Source organism: Franzmannia qiaohouensis (genome assembly GCF_031451695.1).
Taxonomy (GTDB): domain Bacteria; phylum Pseudomonadota; class Gammaproteobacteria; order Pseudomonadales; family Halomonadaceae; genus Franzmannia; species Franzmannia qiaohouensis.
The window spans coordinates 110,921-130,111 of sequence record NZ_JARWAM010000003.1; the positions used below are offsets into that span (position 1 = coordinate 110,921).

14 protein-coding genes are annotated in these 19,191 nt (G+C 66.1%); 6 read left to right on the forward strand and 8 right to left on the reverse strand.

Features of this window, described 5'->3' with window-relative positions; all coding sequences use genetic code 11:
- Nucleotides 1-20 precede the first annotated feature (20 nt).
- Nucleotides 21-2,861 (reverse strand): formate dehydrogenase subunit alpha, encoded by a 2,841-nt coding sequence (gene fdhF / locus QC821_RS04695; protein WP_309717692.1) that lies wholly within the window; start codon nt 2,859-2,861, stop codon nt 21-23.
- A gap of 11 nt (nt 2,862-2,872) precedes the next feature.
- Nucleotides 2,873-4,591: an NADH-ubiquinone oxidoreductase-F iron-sulfur binding region domain-containing protein gene (locus QC821_RS04700; RefSeq protein WP_309717695.1), complete on the reverse strand. Its 1,719-nt coding sequence runs from the start codon at nt 4,589-4,591 to the stop codon at nt 2,873-2,875.
- A 273-nt stretch (nt 4,592-4,864) separates the two neighbouring features.
- Here QC821_RS04700 and QC821_RS04705 point away from each other — a divergent pair, with 273 nt between their 5' ends.
- From QC821_RS04705 to QC821_RS04715, 3 genes are all read left to right on the forward strand, one after another.
- Nucleotides 4,865-5,062: a CsbD family protein gene (locus QC821_RS04705; protein ID WP_309717698.1), complete on the forward strand. Its 198-nt coding sequence runs from the start codon at nt 4,865-4,867 to the stop codon at nt 5,060-5,062.
- 50 nt (nt 5,063-5,112) lie between these two features.
- Nucleotides 5,113-5,619 carry a PRC-barrel domain-containing protein gene (locus tag QC821_RS04710; protein WP_309717702.1) on the forward strand — a complete coding sequence of 169 codons (507 nt, stop codon included), beginning with the start codon at nt 5,113-5,115 and terminating at the stop codon, nt 5,617-5,619.
- Nucleotides 5,620-5,867: 248 nt separating this feature from the next.
- Nucleotides 5,868-7,520 (forward strand): BCCT family transporter, encoded by a 1,653-nt coding sequence (locus tag QC821_RS04715; RefSeq protein WP_309717705.1) that lies wholly within the window; start codon nt 5,868-5,870, stop codon nt 7,518-7,520.
- A gap of 60 nt (nt 7,521-7,580) precedes the next feature.
- Here QC821_RS04715 and QC821_RS04720 read toward each other — a convergent pair whose 3' ends face one another.
- From QC821_RS04720 to QC821_RS04730, 3 genes are all read right to left on the reverse strand, one after another.
- A complete protein-coding gene (locus tag QC821_RS04720) occupies nt 7,581-8,303 on the reverse strand; it encodes a 3'-5' exonuclease (RefSeq protein ID WP_309717708.1) in 723 nt (240 codons plus the stop codon).
- A 5-nt stretch (nt 8,304-8,308) separates the two neighbouring features.
- On the reverse strand, nt 8,309-10,210 hold the full coding sequence (locus QC821_RS04725; protein WP_309717710.1) for a DUF294 nucleotidyltransferase-like domain-containing protein: 1,902 nt from the start codon (nt 10,208-10,210) through the stop codon (nt 8,309-8,311).
- Nucleotides 10,211-10,388: 178 nt separating this feature from the next.
- Nucleotides 10,389-10,793 (reverse strand): DUF4168 domain-containing protein, encoded by a 405-nt coding sequence (locus QC821_RS04730; protein WP_309717713.1) that lies wholly within the window; start codon nt 10,791-10,793, stop codon nt 10,389-10,391.
- 330 nt (nt 10,794-11,123) lie between these two features.
- Between QC821_RS04730 and QC821_RS04735 the strand changes: the two genes are divergently transcribed.
- The 3 genes from QC821_RS04735 to QC821_RS04745 all read left to right on the forward strand — a co-directional run bounded on the left by QC821_RS04735 (nt 11,124) and on the right by QC821_RS04745 (nt 14,926).
- Nucleotides 11,124-12,059 carry a DMT family transporter gene (locus QC821_RS04735; protein WP_309717715.1) on the forward strand — a complete coding sequence of 312 codons (936 nt, stop codon included), beginning with the start codon at nt 11,124-11,126 and terminating at the stop codon, nt 12,057-12,059.
- Between the two features lie 64 nt (nt 12,060-12,123).
- Nucleotides 12,124-12,930 carry an EAL domain-containing protein gene (locus QC821_RS04740; RefSeq protein WP_309717718.1) on the forward strand — a complete coding sequence of 269 codons (807 nt, stop codon included), beginning with the start codon at nt 12,124-12,126 and terminating at the stop codon, nt 12,928-12,930.
- A gap of 421 nt (nt 12,931-13,351) precedes the next feature.
- A complete protein-coding gene (locus tag QC821_RS04745) occupies nt 13,352-14,926 on the forward strand; it encodes a BCCT family transporter (protein ID WP_309717721.1) in 1,575 nt (524 codons plus the stop codon).
- Nucleotides 14,927-15,103: 177 nt separating this feature from the next.
- On the opposite strand, the gene etfB is transcribed toward QC821_RS04745, so the two are convergent.
- Genes etfB through QC821_RS04760 form a run of 3 tightly spaced genes read right to left on the reverse strand, consistent with a single transcriptional unit; the run spans nt 15,104 to nt 19,189 of the window.
- Nucleotides 15,104-15,910 (reverse strand): electron transfer flavoprotein subunit beta, encoded by an 807-nt coding sequence (gene etfB / locus QC821_RS04750; RefSeq protein ID WP_309717724.1) that lies wholly within the window; start codon nt 15,908-15,910, stop codon nt 15,104-15,106.
- A complete protein-coding gene (gene etfA / locus QC821_RS04755; protein ID WP_309717727.1) occupies nt 15,900-17,186 on the reverse strand; it encodes an electron transfer flavoprotein subunit alpha in 1,287 nt (428 codons plus the stop codon). Before etfA ends, etfB begins: the two co-directional genes overlap by 11 nt.
- Nucleotides 17,186-19,189, reverse strand: coding sequence for a (Fe-S)-binding protein (locus tag QC821_RS04760; RefSeq protein ID WP_309717730.1), 2,004 nt, complete (start codon nt 19,187-19,189; stop codon nt 17,186-17,188). Before QC821_RS04760 ends, etfA begins: the two co-directional genes overlap by 1 nt.
- Nucleotides 19,190-19,191 lie beyond the last annotated feature (2 nt).

Here is a 19,191-nt window from a genome sequence, read left to right on the forward strand (position 1 = left end):
CCTCCAATAAAGGCCTCGCACTACGCTGGCGTCGCCGCGGCGGCGGTCAGCCGGCAGGCGGCATACTTGAACTCAGGGATCTTGCCGTAGGGGTCCAGCGCCGGGTTGGTCAGCACGTTGGCCGCCGCCTCGGCGTAGCAGAACGGCACGAACACCATGCCGTCCGGCATCAGCATGTCGGCCCGCGCGCCCAGGGTGATCGAGCCGCGCCGGGTGGTAATGGTCAAGGCGTCGCCGGGCTGCAGGCCCAGGCGGCGCAGTTCACCCGGCGACAGGCTGGCCACCGCCTCGGGCTCGAGGTCGTCGAGCACCTTGGCGCGCCGCGTCATCGAGCCGGTGTGCCAGTGCTCCAGCTGGCGACCGGTGGTCAGCACCGTGGGATAGTCGCCGTCGATGGGCTCGTCCGGCGGCAGCGGCACGGTGGGACTGAAGCGGGCACGGCCGCTGGCGGTGGGGAAGGCGTCGCTGAACACCACGTCGGCGCCGGGGGCGTCGTCTGCCGGGCACGGGTAGGTCACAGAGTCCTCGCGCTCGAGGCGCTCCCAGCTGATGTGGTCCAGCGACGGCATGCCGCGCTGCATCTCGGCGAACACCTCGCGGGGGTGGCCGTAGTCCCAGGCCAGGCCGAAGCGCCGGGCGATCTCCTGGATGATCCACCAGTCGGGCTTGGCGTCGCCGGGCAGCGGCATGGCGGCGCGGCCCATCTGCACCTGGCGATTGGTGTTGGTGACACTGCCGTCCTTCTCCGGCCACGCCGAGGCGGGCAGGATGACATCGGCGAATTGAGCGGTCTCGGTGACAAACAGGTCCTGCACCACCAGGTGCTCGAGCTTGGCCAGGGCCGCCCGCGCGTGGTCGAGGTCGGGGTCGGACATGGCCGGATTCTCGCCCTGGATATACATGCCGCGAATGGTGCCGGCATGTACGGCGTCCATGATCTCGACCACGGTGAGACCGGGCTCGGGATCGAGCTCGGTGTTCCACAGCTCCTCGAAGGCGCTGCGCACCTGGGCGTCGGAGACCGGCTGGTAGTCGGGCATCACCATCGGGATCAGGCCCGCGTCGGAGGCCCCCTGGACGTTGTTCTGGCCGCGCAGCGGGTGCAGGCCGGTGCCCGGGCGGCCGGTATGGCCGCAGGCCAGCGCCAGCGAGATCAGGCAGCGCGCGTTGTCGGTGCCGTGGGTGTGCTGGGAAATGCCCATGCCCCAGAAGATCATCGCCCGCTCGGCAGTGGCGTATTCCCGCGCCACCTGGCGGATCTCCTCGGCGCTGACGCCGCAGGCCGGTGCCATGGCCTCGGGGGTCATCTCGGCGACGTGGGCCTTGAGCGCCTCGAAGCCCTCGGTGTGAGCGTCGATATAGGACTGGTCGTAGAGCCCCTCGCTGACGATGACGTTGAGCATGGCATTGAACAGCGAAACGTCGCTGCCCGGCGTGAAGCGCAGGGTCTGGTGAGCGTAGGCGCCCAGCGCCTGGCCGCGGGGATCGATGACGATCAGCTTGGTGCCGCGCTTGGCGGCCTGCTTGAAGAAGGTCGCCGCCACCGGGTGGTTCACGGTGGGGTTGCAGCCGGTGAGGATCACCACATCGGCCTGCTCGGCCTGCATGAAGGAGGCGGTGACCGCGCCGGAGCCGATGCACTCCATCAGCGCCGCCACCGAGCTGGCGTGACACAGCCGGGTGCAGTGGTCGACGTTGTTGGAGCCGAAGCCGGTACGCACCAGCTTCTGGAACAGCCAGGCTTCCTCGTTGGAGCACTTGGCGCTGCCGAAGCCGGCCAGCGCCGCCGGGCCACGCTCGGCCTTGAGCGCGGTGAGACCGCCGGCGGCGGCGTCCAGCGCCTCCTCCCAGCTCGCCTCGCGGAAGTGACTCAGCGGCTGGGCCGGATCGAAGTCCGGGTCGAGCCCCTTGGCCACCCCGGCCCGGCGGATCAGCGGCGTGGTCAGCCGCGCCGCATGGCGCGGATAGTCGAAGCCGAAGCGCCCCTTGACGCATAGCCGGTTGTGGTTGGAGGGCCCGTCGCGGCCCTCGACGAACAGGATCTCGTCATCCTTGATGTGGTAGGTGAGCTGGCAGCCCACCCCACAGTAGGGGCACACCGAGTCGACCTGTCGGTCGGCCACGTGAGAGTCGCCGCGGCCCTGGGCGTCGATCAGCGTGGCCGGCATCAGCGCGCCGGTGGGACAGGCCTGGACGCATTCGCCGCAGGCCACGCAGGTGCTTTCGCCCATCGGGTCGTCGAAGTCGAAGACGATCTTGGAGGCCGCGCCGCGATGGGCGAGACCGATCACGTCGTTGACCTGCACCTCGCGACAGGCGCGCACGCACAGGTTGCACTCGATGCAGGCGTCGAGATTGACGTGCATCGCCGAGTGCGTGGCGTCATGGCCCTCGGCGTGCGGCAAGGCGTCGTCCCGCGCGGCGACATGATGCACCGTGGGCGCATCGCGCGCGCTGCGCGGCGGCAGCCACTCGCGCACCGCCGCGGCATCGATGGCCAGCTGGTCGGCCATGGCCCAGAAGTGGCTGGCGCGGTCTGGGCTCTGCTCACGCTCGGGCTGGTCGGCGATCAGCAGCTCCATGACCGCTTCGCGGGAGATTCGCGCGCGCTCGGAGCTGGCACTCTTGACCACCATGCCCGGCGCAGCCTGACGCAGGCAGCTCGCCGCCAGCGCCCGCTCGCCGTCGATCTCGACCATGCAGGCGCGGCAGTTGCCGTCGGCGCGGTAGCCGTGGGCATCCTTGTAGCACAGGTGAGGAATGGTCTCCCCGGCGCGCTTGGCTACCTGCCACAGCGTCTCGCCGGGATGGGCGATGACCTCGACGCCGTCGAGCGTCAGGCTGAAATTCTGTTCGCTCATGCTCATCTCCCTTAGCCCTTGACGATCACGTGCTGGGCGGCAAGCTCGTTGCGAAAATCCTTGAGCAGGCCCAGCACCGGATTGGGCGCCGCCTGGCCGAGGCCGCAGATCGAGGCGTCCATCATCACCTGGGACAGCCGCTCGAGGTCGGCGACATGCCACTCGTCGCGCTCGAGCAGGGTCAACATCTTCTCGGTGCCGACCCGGCACGGCGTGCACTGCCCGCAGGACTCGTCGGCGAAGAACCCCAGCAGGTTGGCGGCCGCGCCGCGCAGGTCGTCCCGGTCCGAGAGCACGATCACCGCCGCCGAGCCGATAAAGCAGCCCTCGGCCTGCAGGGTGTCGAAGTCCAGCGGGATATCCGCCTTGCTGGCCGGCAGGATGCCGCCGGAGGCGCCTCCCGGCAGGTAGGCAGCGAGGCGATGGCCGTCGGCCATGCCGCCGCCGTACTCCTCGACCAGCTCATTCAGGGTGATGCCCGCCGGGGCCAGGTGCACGCCGGGGCGCTTGACCCGCCCGGAGAGCGAGAAGCTGCGCAGGCCGCTGCGTCCGTGTCGGCCGTGGCCGGCGAACCACTCGGCGCCGCGCTGCCAGATCAGCGGGATCCAGTAGACGGTCTCGACGTTGTTGACCAGGGTCGGCCGGTCGAACAGGCCGCGCTGGGCGACGAACGGCGGCCGGTGGCGTGGCTTGCCGGGCTTGCCCTCCAGCGACTCGATCATTGCCGACTCTTCGCCACAGATATAGGCGCCGGCGCCGCGCCGCATCACCACGTAGCCGGGACTGATCAGGCCGACGGCCTCGAGCTCGGCGATCGCCTCGTGCAGCACGCGGTGCAGGCCGGGGTATTCGTCACGCAGGTAGATGTAGAGCGCCTCGGCGTCCACCGCCCAGGCGCTGACCAACGCGCCCTCGAGGAAGCGGTGTGGCGCCTGCTCCATGTAGTAACGGTCCTTGAAGGTGCCCGGCTCGCCCTCGTCGGCGTTGATCGCGCAGTAGCGCGGCCCCGGCTCCTGGCGCACGAAGTACCACTTCTTGAAGGTCGGGAAGCCGGCCCCGCCCAAGCCGCGCAGATTGGCCGCCTCGAGGGTCTGCATCAAGCTCTCGACCGTCACCTCACCATCGCGGCAGGCCTCAAGCAGCCGGTAGCCACCCTCGTCGCGGTAGGCATCGAGCCGCTGCCAGTCGACGGCCTCGGGATGGAAATGGCCGGTGTCGACCACAGTCTCCACCGCCTCGCGACTGGCGTGCAGCACATGGCGGTGGCCGACCTCGACCACCGGCGCGCTCTCGCAGCGGCCCATGCAGGGCGCACGACGCACGCGCACCTGGGCCGGGTCGGCGCCGGCCTCAAGCTCGCTCTGCAACGCCGCGGCGCCAGCCAGCTGACAGGACAGCGAGTCGCAGACACGAATGGTCACCGCCGGCGGCGGCGCCTGGTCGTCGTGGACCACATCGAAGTGTGCGTAGAAGGTGGCGGTCTCATACAGCGTCGCCATCGGCAGGTTCATGTAGGCGGCCAGGGCGCGCAGGTTGGCCATCGACAAGTGGCCGTGGTGGTCCTGGATCAGGTGCAGGTGCTCGATCAGCAGATCGCGGCGCTGTAGCGAGGGGGCGTCGCGCTCGTCGCCAAGCAGCACTCGCAGCGCCGTCAGCGCCTCGGGGGCCAGCTCGCGGCCGCGGGGCGTGCCGCGGAAGCGGCGCACGGGGGTCACGGGGGTCTCGGTCATGGGCGTGCTCGTTGTCGTTGAATCACTCATCGTCGTGGCAATGGCACCGGCCAAAAATGAAACAATTTGTTATCGTTGCATTGAAGTTCTATAAATCGGCATTATCTTTAGGGGTGCACGTCGCAGAAAGGATGCGCTGTCACAGCCAGTCTGCCATATAGCATAGCCGCTATGTTCGCCACACACGGCGAACGCCTCCCTGAAAACGACGTCAGGGTCGCGGGCAGGTCACGCTGCGGATACGGATCATGGTAACCACAAGGAGGAGCCACCATGAATTGGGACCAGATAGAAGGACGCTGGAAGGAATTTCAAGGCAAGGCCCGCGAGAGCTGGGGCGAGCTGACCGACGATGAGCTCGACCAGATCGCCGGCAAGAAGGATCGAATGATCGGTAAACTGCAGACCAAGTACGGCATTACCAAGGAAGAAGCGGAAAAACGCGCCAACGACTGGGCCGCCAAGCTGTAAACGGCACCCACACAGTGACACCACGAAAGGACTATCGAGGAGATCACAGCATGCGCAAGACCACTCTCGCACTCAGCATTTCTCTCGCCGCTGGCGGCATGGCACTGGCGAGTACCGCCCAGGCCGACGTCGAAGGCCTCTACTCGGCCGATGCGATCATGGATGCCGATGTTTATCTGGACAGCGATCCGGACGAGAACGTCGGCGACGTCGAGGATATCCTGCTCGACGACGACATGAGCGTTCAGGCCATCGTCATCGAAACAGGTGCCACCCTGGGTCTTGGCGGCCGCGATGTGGTGCTCGACAACGACCACTACCGGCTGGAAACCGAGACCGACGAAGACGGTGACACCGTGCACCGTGTGTATGTCGATGCCACCGCAGAAGAGTTCGCCGATCTTCCCGAGTACGATAGTGACTGGTGGGATCAGGCCCGCGAGAACGCTGCCGAGGCCTGGGAAGCCACTCGCGAGGGCGCCCAGAGCGCCTGGCAGCGCACCCGAGAAGGTGCCGAAAGCATCGGCGATACGGTCGGCGAAACCGTCAATAACTGATGTGATCCCGACCGACGCCGCTGTTAGGCGCCGCGCAACAGGCCCGCCATTTGGCGGGCCTGTCTTCGTGGGATAGTGGTCAGATATGGCGAGGTCGCTTAGGCGATATCGGCGCTGCGCGACCTGTCCAATAATGGCTCAGGTGTCGAATTCGTCTGAATCTTATCGGCCACTTGCCTGGCAATTCACTGGTAAAGCGTCACAATAACCCTGAGCCATCACAACATACGCACAAGGGAGATTTCGCAGTGGAAAAGAATTCTCAAGATCCCTCTTCCCAGGAGCGGCAAGAAGGCTCCGAAGGCATTCCCGCACCAGAAGGCCCCGCCAACCTGATCGATACCGACTATGTGATCGGTCAGGATAATACCAAGGCGTCGCCGATGGGTTTCAACGTCGACCTCCACGGCAAGGTATTCGGGATCTCCTCCCTCGTGGTGGTGTTCTTCGTGATCATCACCATGGCCCTGCAGGAGCAAGTGGCACCGCTCTTCAACGCCACCTTCGGCTTCCTGACCAGCAACATGGCCTGGTTCTTCCTGCTGGCCGCCAACATCTTCGTGCTCCTCTCGATCACGCTGATTTTCACGCCACTCGGCAAGGTGCGTCTCGGCGGACAAGATGCAACGCCGGACTTCAGCTATGCGGGCTGGTTTGCCATGCTGTTTGCCGCCGGCATGGGCATCGGCCTGATGTACTTCGGCGTCTCTGAACCCATGGACCACTTCCAGGCCGCACTCGGGGGCGTCGCTAGCGAGAACGGCGCGCGCACCGACTGGGCTCCGCTGGGCGGCGCCGAAGGCGACGAGGCCGGCGCCGTAGCGCTGGGCATGGCCGCCACCATCTTCCACTGGGGCCTGCACCCCTGGGGCATCTACGCCGTGGTGGCGCTGGCCCTGGCGCTGTTCTCCTTCAACAAGGGCCTGCCGCTGACCATGCGCTCGATCTTCTACCCGATCCTGGGGGAGCGCGTATGGGGCTGGCCGGGGCATTTGATCGATATCCTGGCGGTGTTCGCTACCCTGTTCGGCCTGGCCACCTCCCTCGGGCTGGGCGCCGAGCAGGCCACCAACGGCCTCAACGACCTGTTTGGCATTCCCAACACCAACACCACCATGGTGCTGTTGATCATGGGCATCACCGTCATCGCCATGGGCTCCATCCTGCTCGGCGTCGACAAGGGTGTGCAGCGCCTCTCCCAGCTCAATATGGGCCTGGCCTTCCTGCTGCTGGCCTTCGTGATCATCGTCGGCCCGACGCTGATGATCGCCACCGGCTTCTTCCAGAACCTGCTGGGTTACCTGACCAACCTGCCGGCGCTGTCCAATCCCTTCGGCCGTGAAGACGCCAACTTCAGCCAGGGCTGGACCGCCTTCTACTGGGCCTGGTGGATCTCCTGGTCACCGTTCGTCGGCATGTTCATTGCCCGGGTCTCGCGCGGGCGCACCGTGCGCGAGTTCCTGATCGCCGTGCTGCTGGTGCCGTCGCTGGTCTCGGTGCTGTGGATGACCTCCTTCGGTAGCGCCGGTATCGACCAGCTGCTCACCGGGACCTTCGATGGCGAGGCGGATGCGCTGTTCGTGATGCTGGCCGGCCTGCCGCTGACCGAGATCACCTCCTTCATCGCTATCGTGCTGGTGATCGTGTTCTTCATCACCTCGTCGGACTCCGGCTCGCTGGTGATCGACTCCATCACCGCCGGGGGCAAGGTCGACGCGCCCAAGCCGCAGCGTATCTTCTGGGCGATCATCGAAGGCGCCATCGCCATCGCACTGCTGCTCGGAGGCGGCCTGGCGGCGCTGCAGGCGGCGGTGATCTCCACCGGTCTGCCCTTCACCCTGGTACTACTGGTCGCTTGCTACGCCATCGTCAAGGGACTGATGAGCGAACCCCGCGGCTGACCCTCATCGACTAGCGCGAAAAAAAGGCGGCCCACGGGCCGCCTTTTTCATGCCTGACATTCAACTCCAGAGCTGGCCGATTGGCGTGCCCGGCTGATGCCGGGCAGCGATCTGCGCCTGCAGCAGCTCGGCGGTGGCCAGCGCGTCGATCAGCGCATGATGCCCCTGATACGGCGGCAGGCCGTAGCGCTCGCGGCTGTTGTGCAGGCGAATCGATACCGGCGGGCGTCCCATCCAGCGGCGAAAGCGCGCCCACAGCGACTGACGATGAATACGTGCTTCCAGCGACATGGTATCGATCATCGGGAAACGCAGGCTTTCTCTGCGCCGCGACTGCATCGCAGCGTCGAGGAACGGCCGCTCGATGTGCCGGTAGTGGACCACCACCAGACGCCCCGCCAGGGCGGCCAGCAGCTCATCGATGATCTCGTCGAGGTCCGGGGCATCGACGATCTCTGAGTCGGTGATGTGGTGAAAGGCCACCGATTGGCGCAACAGCGGACGCGGCGGACGCACCACCCAATAGCGGCGCTCGGCCAGGCGGATGCGGCTCAGGCTAAAGGGCACCAGGCCGATACTGACGATGGCATGGCGCCGTTCATCGAGACCGGTGGTTTCCATGTCCATGGCCACCAGCGGCGCTTCACCGATCGGCGTTTCCGGCGCCAGCTGGCTGGAGGCGAAGAAATCGGCCACGCAGGGGTCGCGGGCCTCACCGGCACGCCGTGCCAGGTAGTCGGGCCAGCTGGGAGTCGAGGGCTTTAGCGAACGCAACGAGAGCATGCCGATCAGCGCCGCGACGGCATGGGGTAGCGGAATTTGAGAAACTTCTGCGCATTGCTGAGCAGCTGGAAGGCGTCCTTGAGATGGTGACGCTCGCTGTCAGAGACATTGCTGGGCGCGATGTTGTTGTCGGGCTCCTGGTCCTCGCGCAGATCGATGGCCTGGTGGCGAATGCGCACCATCGACAGGAACTCGAAGGCGTAGCGGATCTTGTCGCCGGTGCCGGCCGGCAGCAGCTGGGTTTTGGAAATATCGTCAAGACGCTCGAAACTGTTCTGTGCCCGCGAGCCGCAGGCCAGGGCGTGCGCACGAATCAGGTCGACCATCGGCGCCGTGCCGCGGCGCTTGATATTGATGGTGTTGTTCTGCTTGCCGTCCTTCTCCATCACGAAGGTGCGGAAGAAGCCCAGCGGCGGCGTCCGGCCCAGGGCATTACGCGCCATGGCAGCGAGAAACAGCGGGCTCTCGGACGCCTTGCGGGCCACCAGGTCCTGCAGCTGCTCGACGAAGGCCTCTTCGCCATGCACGCTATCGAGATCGAAGAAGATCGAGCTGTGCAGCAGGTGCTCCGGATTGGGGTTATCGATCCAGTCGCTGAAGTAGCCCTTCCATACCGCCAGCGGCTGACGCCACTGGCGGTTGGTGGCCATGACGTCACCCTTGCAGTAGGTGTAGCCGCAGGCGTCGAGACCATCGCTGACGCGCTTGGCAAGGGTCGCGAAGTAGTCGTCATGCTGGGCCGGGTCGAAGCGGTCGTCGAGGATCAGGGCGTTGTCCTGGTCGGTGACGATACTCTGCTCGTTGCGCGCCATCGAGCCCAGCGCCATGAAGCAGTACGGCACCGGCGGTGGCCCCAGCTCCTCTTCGGCGAGTTCGAGCAGGCGGCGGGTAAAGCTGCGGCCGATGGTCGACAGCGCCGAGCCGACCATGTGCGAGTTGGCGCCCTCCTCGACCATCCTCACGAAGGCCTCGCGCACGTCGGGCTTGAGGCGCGCCAGGCCCTTGGCATCCGGTTGATGGAAGATGTTGCTGACCAGGTAGAGGCTGCTGTGGGTCTCGTAGCGAATGATGTCGGAGAGATGCAGCACGCCCATCGGCCGGCGCCGGTGGAGCACCGGCAGGTGATGCACGTTGTTGCGCAGCATCGACAGCATCGCCTCGTGCACCGATTTGTCGGACTGTACGCTGATCAGCCGTGAACTGACGATCTCGCCGACCCGGGTCGACACGCTAAGCCCTTCAGCCAGCACGCGGTTACGCAGATCCTGATCGGTGACGATACCCTTGAGGGTCCAGCTTTGCCCCTCAGGATCGTTGAACTGGTAGCGCGGGTCGCCTTCCTCCGTCGACAACACCAGCGCCGAGGAGACATTCTCCTCGTTCATGCGCTGTGCCAGCTCCTGAACGCTGGCACTCTCCTCGATCATCAGCGGGCGACGCGATACCAGCTTGCGCACCCGGGTGATCATCATGTCATTGCTCTTGTGCTGCTCCTCGACCGCCGCCTTGAGCCGCGTACGGCCAAATTCGACGAAATCGGCAAAGTGTTCGTCTTGGTCGCACAGCTCGCGGAACACGTCACCGGGAATGAAGTAGATCAGGGTGTCTTCGAGGGCCTTGGCGGGAAAATGCACCTTGCGGCTCCGCAACAGGCTGTAGTGGCCAAAGATGTCGCCTTCGCTGAGCCGGTTGTAGAGCTCGCCGTTGCGCCAGAAGATCTCCACCGCGCCGCTGCGGATATAGTGCAGGTCCTCGATGGCATCGCCGAGCTGCAATATATCGCTGCCAGCCTTGAAATAGGCAACTTCGATACGCCCGGCCACGCTATCGAGGTGCGCATCGCTCAGACCGTCGAAGGGGGCAAAGCGGGCCAGCTGCTCGCGAATCTCCAGCAGTTCGATGTCCATGTCCGCTCCCGGCCCGGCGTTATTGTTTGAAGTCTGATATTCCCGGCGCCTGCTGTAAAGCCGCCGGTGGGGATTGGCGTCGCCGTGAGCCATCCCGGCGTCGCCCAGACACGCCAAGGGCCGCTCAGTGGCGGCCCTTGACGCTCATGCTGTCGATGGGAGTCGACGCTGAGGCAGCTTACGACTGTTCAGCCATTTCCTGAACGCGCTGCATCATTTGCGGGTCTTGCTGGATGGTGTGGCCGATCGCATTGAAGGTATCGACGTCCAGACCGCTGTCTTCGACGACTTCGACCATGCGGTCATTGGCTTCCATGCGGACTTCCTGCTGGGTCGCCTCGTCTTCGGCGCCCTGCAGACGCTCAGTGTACTCCTGAGAAATCATGGCGATTTCCTGAGACGCATCGGCAAATTGCTGAAGCTCTTGATCGGAGAAATCCTGAGCGGGTGCCGCCTGCTGCTCCGGCGCCGCTGCGGGGTCTTGTGCAGGATCTTGGGCGGGATCCTGGGCGAAGGCTGCTTGGGCAGAGAACAAACCAGCAGTCAGCAGTGCTGCAGAGAACAGGGCAGTCATCCGTTGCATATCAATACCTCCAGAGTGTTGCTTGAATATGTGCCCCCCTGTGACGGCGGCGCACCAAGAGGGTTCATATTTTTCGAGTAACAGAAAGAAACAGACAATATCCATAATAGTTACAATAGTCGCAAAACACAGACGGGCGAGAGACTACCAACCTGCCAGCCCCGCTCCCATGGGAGTACCGGCAGCAAGCGGGCAACGGGATGCGATGAGTTATCACCTAAATATAGGGCCTTGGGCCACTCCGCAGCCGCCGCGGCTTTTCGCCACCGCAGCCAAGGCGTAACCTCTTCGCTCGATTGATCGCCCGCCTGGGGAACAAGGAACCCATCGATGCCCACCCAACATCCTCGCCACCTGGCCCTCGCCGCGATGCCGGTACTCTTCGTGCTGCTGTGGAGCACCGGCTTCATCGGAGCCAAGTACGGGCTGCCCTATGCCGAGCCCTTTACCTTCCTGTTCGTGCGCTTCGCCCTGACCCTGGCGCTGCTGGTTCCACTGGTGTTTTTCTTCAAAGGGAGCTGGCCGCGGGATGCCGCGCTGTGGGGGCATATCGCCATCAGTGGCCTGCTGGTGCATGGCGCCTACCTGGGCGGCGTCTTCTACGGTATCTACCTGGGCATGCCGGCAGGGCTTGCCTCGCTGCTGGTGGGCCTGCAACCGCTGCTTACCGCCGCGCTTGCCGGGCCACTCCTCGATGAGCGATTGTCGCGCTGGCAGTGGCTGGGACTGGGCCTCGGCCTGGTCGGTATTGCCATGGTACTGGGCAGCAAGCTCGACCCCGGAGCGGCACTGTTTCAGGGCTTTGGCCTGCCCGCCCTGCTGGCCGTGCTGGTGGCGCTGCTGGGGATTGCCTGCGGCACCCTCTATCAGAAGCGCTTCTGTACCACCATGCCGCTGCTCTCGGGCACCGTGGTGCAGTACCTCGCCGCCGGGGCCCTGCTCGGCGTAGGTGCGCTGCTGTTCGAGTCACGTCAGATCGACTGGACGCCGACCTTCGCGCTAACCCTGGCCTGGCTGGTCTGCATCCTGTCGATCGCCGCCATCCTGCTGCTCATGGCGCTGATCGAGCGCGGCGAGGCATCGCGGGTAGCAAGCCTGTTCTACCTGGTGCCCCCGGTCACTGCGCTGCAGGCCTGGTGGCTGTTCGGCGAGCATCTGCCTCCGACGGCCCTGCTGGGCATGGCAATCGCGCTTGGCGGCGTGGTGATGACGGTCAAAGGCAAGCAGCATGCAGCCAAGCGTGCAGCTAAAGTCCCGGGCAGATGAGCCGATACTAGAGTAATAGTCGTCTAACCTTATTATCAGATCGGCAAGAACACAGGAAACGCTCATGGGTCATTGCGCCAGGGTCGACAGCCAGTGCGGTCGCTGCGACATTCCACTTCCCTTCGATTTCACAATGGCCTTCCAGCCCATCGTCGATATCGAGTCCGCCAGCATTGTCAGCTACGAAGCCTTGGTGCGTGGCCCCGCCGGCGAGTCGGCCTACAGCATTATCTCCAAGGTCACCGACGATCTGATGTATCGCTTTGACCAAGCGTGCCGGGTCAAGGCCATCGAGCTGGCCAGCCGCCTGGGCATGCAGGAGCGCCTGTCGATCAACTTTCTTCCCAATGCGGTCTACGAGCCCAGCGCCTGCATCCAGGCCACACTGGAGGTCTCGGAGCGGGTCGGCTGGCCGACGGATCGAATCGTCTTCGAGATCACCGAGACCGAGCTGGTCAAGGACCGCCAACACCTGCGCGGCATCATCGACGCCTACCGCAACATGGGCTTCACCACCGCCATCGACGATTTCGGCAACGGCTACGCCAACCTGGACCTGCTTACCGACCTGCGCCCCGACAAGCTCAAGATCGATCGAGAGCTGGTCATGGGCTGCGACCAGGACTGTCGTCGGCAGGCCATCCTGCGCGCGGTGCACGGCCTCGCCAAGGAGCTCGATATCGGCCTGATCGCCGAGGGCGTCGAGACCCGCGAAGAGGCCCTGTGGCTGGCCCGTCAGGGCATCCAGCGCCAGCAGGGCTTCTACTATGCGCGCCCAGCCCTGGAGTCGCTCTGCCAGCACTCCTTGAGTGACGTGCTTCTCGACCTGCGCAGCGAGGCGCAGCAGCAACCCGGCATGCCGCAAGGCTGATCCGCCGCTGGAGCGCCAGCCCGAGCACGTCGGGCTGGAACGCTCGCTAACACCCGCACAACACCCAGCGAGGCATCGAGACTGCCCCGGTGGGTATCTGCATCACCGCCCCCGAGGGTCGCTCGGCCAATCCCACCTACCTCAAGACCCAACAAGACAACCGCAGGTCGCTTTCACGACACTGCCGCCGCCGCGTGGGCACAACAATGGCTAGGCTTTGTACGAAAAGTCGGCGAGCGATGGCCAGACAAGGCAAAAATCGGCGAAAAGACGGAGTTTACGGGGTGTAAATGAGTACTTTGAGCCGATTTTTAACGCCGTATGGGCGAGCGCAGGCAGTTTTCGTACAAAGCCTAGCCCGGTGTTGCGTCACAACCGGCACCCTGCAAGAGACGCCAATAACAACCCCAGAGGTAACCCCATGAACCATGACGAGGCGCCTATCCTGTCGCCTGGGCAAGACAATACCCAGGTGCTGGGGATGGACTTCCATCATCCCGTCTTTCCTCTCTCGGCCTTGGCCATCCTGGCCTTCATCCTCTACGCCCTGATCTATCCAGACGCCGCCAACAGCCACCTCACCGCCGCCCGCGGCTGGTCGATCGAGTACTTCGATTGGCTGTTCATGATGGCCGGCAACCTCTTCGTGCTGCTGTGCCTGGCGCTGATTGCCATGCCAGTGGGGCGCATTCGCCTGGGCGGCAGCAAGGCCCGGCCGGAGTACTCGACCACCTCCTGGTTCGCCATGCTGTTTGCCGCCGGCATGGGCATCGGCCTTATGTTCTGGAGCGTGGCCGAGCCAGTGGCCTACTACACCGACTGGTATGGCACCCCGCTCAATGCCGAAGCGCACACCCCGGCCGGGGCCAGCGCGGCGATCGGCGCCACCATGTTCCACTGGGGCCTGCACCCCTGGGCGATCTATGCCGTGGTGGGTCTGTCACTGGCCTTCTTTGCCTACAATCGCGGCCTGCCGCTTACCCTGCGCTCGGCTTTCACGCCGATCCTCGGCGAACGGGTACGCGGCTGGTTCGGCCACATCATCGACATCATCGCGGTGCTGGCCACCATCTTCGGCCTGGCCACCTCGCTAGGCTTCGGTGCGTCCCAGGCAGCGGGCGGTCTCAACTACCTGTTCGGCGTGCCCAATACCATCGGCACCCAGCTGGCCATCATCGTGGTGGTCACCACCGTGGCGCTGTTCTCGGTGTGGCGCGGCATCGACGGCGGCGTAAAGCTGTTCTCCAACATCAACATGATGATCGCCCTGGCGCTGCTGGTGTTCGTGATCGCCACCGGCGGCGTGCTGCTGTTCGTCAACAATCTATGGGGCACCACCCTGGCCTACGTTAGCCATGTCGTGCCTCTCTCCAACTGGGTAGGCCGCGACGATACCACCTGGTACCACGGCTGGACGGTGTTCTACTGGGCCTGGTGGATCTCCTGGTCACCCTTCGTCGGCATGTTCATCGCACGGGTCTCCCGCGGCCGCACGGTGCGTGAGTTCCTGATCGCCGTACTGCTGGTGCCGACCCTGGTCACCCTGGTGTGGATGAGCGCCTTCGGTGGCACCGCCCTGGACCAGTCGGCCGCCGGTGTCGGCGCCCTGGCCGACGGCATCAGCGACGTCTCGCTGGCGATGTTCCAGATGCTCGAGCAGTTGCCGCTAACCACCCTGACCTCCAGCCTGGCGATCCTGCTGGTGCTGATCTTCTTCATCACCTCGTCGGACTCCGGGTCGCTGGTGATCGACAACATTACTGCCGGCGGCAAGACCGACGCCCCCCGTGGCCAGCGTGTGTTCTGGGCAGTGCTGGAAGGCGTGATCGCGGGCATCCTGCTCTACGGCGGCGGTAGCACGGCGCTGGGGGCGTTGCAGGCGGGGGCCGTGGCCACCGGGCTGCCCTTCACCCTGGTACTGCTGGGCATGGCCTTCTGCCTGGTGAAGGGACTGCTGGAGGAGCAGCGCGGGCTGGCGACAGCCAAGCCGGCCTGATACGCAAGCGTCCCTTGCTGTAACGCCACAACCCCGGCCTCGGCCGGGGTTGTGGCTTATTGGCGCATGTGGCCAATGCTGAGCTGACGGCGTTGTCGCCTGCATAACGACAGCGGGTTAAACGCAATGACCCCGGCCTTGGCCGGGGTCATTGCTTGGTGGGTACTTCGGACAAGGCTAGCGCAGCACGCCCTCTTCTTTCAGCAACTTGAAGATCGCCTCGGCGCCCTGCTCCGCCGAGACACCTTCGAGTACCTGGCCGCTGCCGCCCTCCGCCTTGGCGGCGGCGGCCTTGAAGCGGTCCCGGGCCGAGGCCGCCTTGACGATCTTCAGGCGCTTGGGCCGCTTGCGCGCCGGCGTCAGCTGCCACTCGGCCAGTTCATGATCCGGTTCAGCAGCCACCGCAGTGGCCGCCAGCTCGCCCCGGCGAGCCGGGCCGAAGGCGCTCTGGCGCGCCGCCGGCGCCGCTTCATCCACGCTGATGATGGCCGGCAGCCGCACTTCGAGGCGACGCCGCTGCCCCCGGGGGAGGGCCTGCAGCAGCGTTGCCACGCCATTCTCCACCTTCTCCACTGCGGCTAGCCCATTGACCAGCGGCCAGCCCAGGCGCTCGGCCAGGGCATAGGGCAGCAGCCCCGAGCCCTCGCCGCGCTCGGCCCGGGCCCCGGTGATCACCAGCTGCGGCGGCGCCGCGGCCAGGTGCTCGGCCAGGGCCGGGATGGCATCGCAGCCCTCGGCCTGCTCGAGCAGGGTCAGGGTGTCCAGCCCCATGCCCAGGTAGCCACGCAGCGCCAGTTCGCTCTCCTCGTCGCGCGGGCCGGCGTGCAGCAGTCTCACCCGGCTACCGGGCAGCTGGCGTTCCAGGCCCAGGGCCAGCTCCAGCCCCCGGGCATCCTGATCGGCGCGGCGCGCCCGCCCGGTAATCGGATGACGCCCCACCGAGACCAGTACCGCCACCTCGACTCCCTGCTGTTCAGGCCGCATCGCGCTGTCCTCCTCGCTGCTGTTCCACCTTGGCCACCAGGGCGGCGAGGATCTCGGCGCTATCGCCGATCACCGCCAGGTCGGCGCGCTTGATCATGTCGCATCCGGGATCGAGATTGATGGTCACCACCTTGTCGCAGCGCTGAATGCCCTGTAGGTGCTGGATGGCCCCCGAGATGCCCACCGCCAGGTAGACCCGGGCGGTGACCCAGGTGCCGGTGGCCCCCACCTGGCGATCGCGCGCCATGAAGCCATCGTCCACCGCCACCCGGGAGGCGCCCTCCGTGGCGCCGAGCACCTTGGCGGCGTGGTGGAAGCCGTCCCAATCCTTGACGCCGTTGCCACCGGAGAGGATGAACTCCGCCTCGGCCAGCGCCACCCCGGCGGGGTCGACGGCGACCTGACCCAGGTCCTCGATCCGCGAGAAGGCACTGGGGATCGTCTCCGAGAGGCGCAGCGGCTCGGCGGCGTGTCGGGTCTCGTCCACCGGCTCGGCACACTCGGCCAGCGCCAGCGCGACCCTCGGCAGCGGGCGCTGGATATCCAGGCTGCCCGCCGCGCCGCGGGCGGTGCAGCGCCAGCCCAAGGGGGCCTCGCCATCGGCCTCGAGTTGCCAGACGCCGGTGGCAGGGCGCTGGTTCCTTCCCTCGCCCAGGCGCATCGCCAAGCGCCGCCCCAGGTCGGCCCCGCCCAGGGGCGAGTCGGGCAGCAGCCAGTGCCGCGGCGCCAGCTCCCGCTCCACCGCGCTGAGCACCGCCAGGCGCGCCTCGGGGGCGAAGCCGGCGTAGGCGTCAGCGTTGATGTGCAGCAGTCGATCGATGCCTGCCTCGCCAAAGGCATCTTCCTTATGCTCGCCGAAGACCACCGCCAGCACCGCGCCGGGGCGGTCAGGGTCGGCATCGGCCAGGCGCCGGGCCAGGCCCAGCAGATCCTTGTCGTGACCCGAGAGACGCCCGCCGGTCATGTCCGGCACCACCGCCACCAGGAAGGCGGGATCCTCGATGGTGACGTCGCGGCGGCTATCCTGGGCCGCCTGGCGGGTTGCACCCGCCGCATGACCGCCCTGCTGGGCACCGCTACGGTCGATGCGCTTGACGCCATTGGGGCCGATAAAGCCGATGGCGCGAGGGTTCTTGCGCATCACCCCGTTGGGCCCCATCCACTCTATCGCAGCCAGCGCCTGGCCCAGTTCGGCCAGCACGCTGGCGTGCTCGGGATGCAGGCGGTTGCGGGCGATCCACTCTTGGCGTGGATCGCGACGACGAATCTCGCTCATCAGGACACCTCCTCGGCGGTCGTCTTGTCGGCGGCGCGGCGGGGAGAATCGGCTGTCCCGGCGGCCGGATGTTCCCTGTGAGGATTCGCCACCAGGGCATCGGCCACCAGCTCGGCGATATCGCGCACCTCGGCGGGGCCGTCCACCACCCCCTCTAGCATGGCGGTGCACTGGGGACAGCCCACCGCCACCAGCTCGGCGCCGGTCTCGCGCACGTCGTTCATGCGCATATCGGGAATCCGCCGCTCGCCGGGAATATCGGTGATCGGCGCCCCGCCGCCGCCGCCGCAGCAGCGTGAGCGGAAGCCGGAGCGCTGCATCTCCTTGACCTCGATGCCCAGCGCCTTGAGCACGTTGCGCGGTGCCTCGAACTCGCCGTTGTAGCGGCCCAGATAGCAGGGGTCGTGATAGGTGACGCTGCCACCCTTCCAGGGTGCGAAGTGCAGGCGCCCCGCCTCGAACAGCTCGGCGATATAGGTGCTGTGATGACGCACTTCATAGTTTCCGCCCAGCTCGCCGTACTCGTTGCCGAGCACGTGGAAGCTATGCGGGTCGCAGGTGACGATGCGCTGGAAGCGGTATTTCGCGAGGGTCGCGATATTGCGCCTGGCCAGTGATTGGAAGGTCGCCTCGTCGCCCAGGCGCCGCGCCACGTCGCCGCTGTCGCGCTCTTCAACGCCGAGCACCGCGAACTCCACCTCGGCGGCGCGCAGCACCTTGACCAGGGCGCGCAGGGTGCGCTGGTTGCGCATATCGAAGGCGCCGTCGCCCAGCCACAGCAGCACCTCGGCCTGCTTGACGTCGGCCATCAGCGGCAGGTTGAGATCCGCCGCCCAGTGCAGCCGCGAGCCGGGATCGAAGCCGCCGGGGTTGTCGGTGGCGATCAGGTTGTCGAGCACCTCGGCACCCTTGTTGGGCGTATTGCCGTGCTCCAGGGTCAGGTGGCGGCGCATATCGACGATGGCATCGACGTGCTCGATCATCATCGGGCACTCCTCCACGCAGGCGCGGCAGGTAGTGCAGGACCACAGGGTCTCGGCATCCACCAGGGCCTTGCCTTCGAAAGCGACGATGGGTCCTTGCGGATCACCGCGGTGCTCTCCCACCGGTTTGCCAGGATAGGGGCTGCCGGCATAGGCCGCGTCGCTGCCGCCGGCCATGCCGACGACCATGTCCTGGATCAGCTTCTTGGGGTTGAGCGGCTGGCCGGCGGCGAAGGCCGGGCACACGGCTTCGCAGCGGCCGCACTGCACGCAGGCGTCGAAGCCGAGCAGCTGGTTCCAGGTGAAGTCGCTAGGCGTCTCGACCCCCAGCTTGGCGCCGGGATCGTCCAGGTTCAGCGCCTTGAGGCCGGTGGAACGGCCGCCGCCGAAGCGCTCGGCCCGGCGGTGAAAGGCCAGGTGCAGAGCGCCGGCGAAAGCGTGCTTCATGGGCCCGCCCCAGGTCATGCCGAAGACCATCTCGCCCAGGCCCCAGACCAGCAACGCGCTCAGCATCAGGGCCAGCAGCCAGCTGCCAGCGTCTTGCGGAAGCCCGCCGACCGTCGGCAGGGTGATCAGGAACACGCCCAGCGAGAACGCCATCAGGCTCTTCGGCAAGCGCATCCAGGGGCCCCTGGAGAGACGCGCCGGTGGATGGCGCCGCCGCTTGGCCACGAACAGGCTGCCCACGAACATGGTGGCGCTGGCCGCCAGCAGCAGCCCGCCAAGCACGGGCCCCATTCTTTCTGAAGCGCCGAGCCCCAGGCCATGCACCAGGATCATCAGCACGGCGGCAGCCACGAAGCCACCGGCGGTGGCCACGTGGGTATTGGAGATCATCTTGTCGCGCGCTACGACATGGTGCAGGTCCACCAGGTAGCGGCGCGGCAGGGCCGCCAAGCCCTTGAGCAGCGGCACGGCGGAGGGTCGCCCCTGGCGCCACAGGCGTATGCGCCGAATGGCGCCGATCGCCGCCAGGCCCAGGGCGGCGAAGATGAGTATCGGCAGTAGGGTCTCGAGCATCT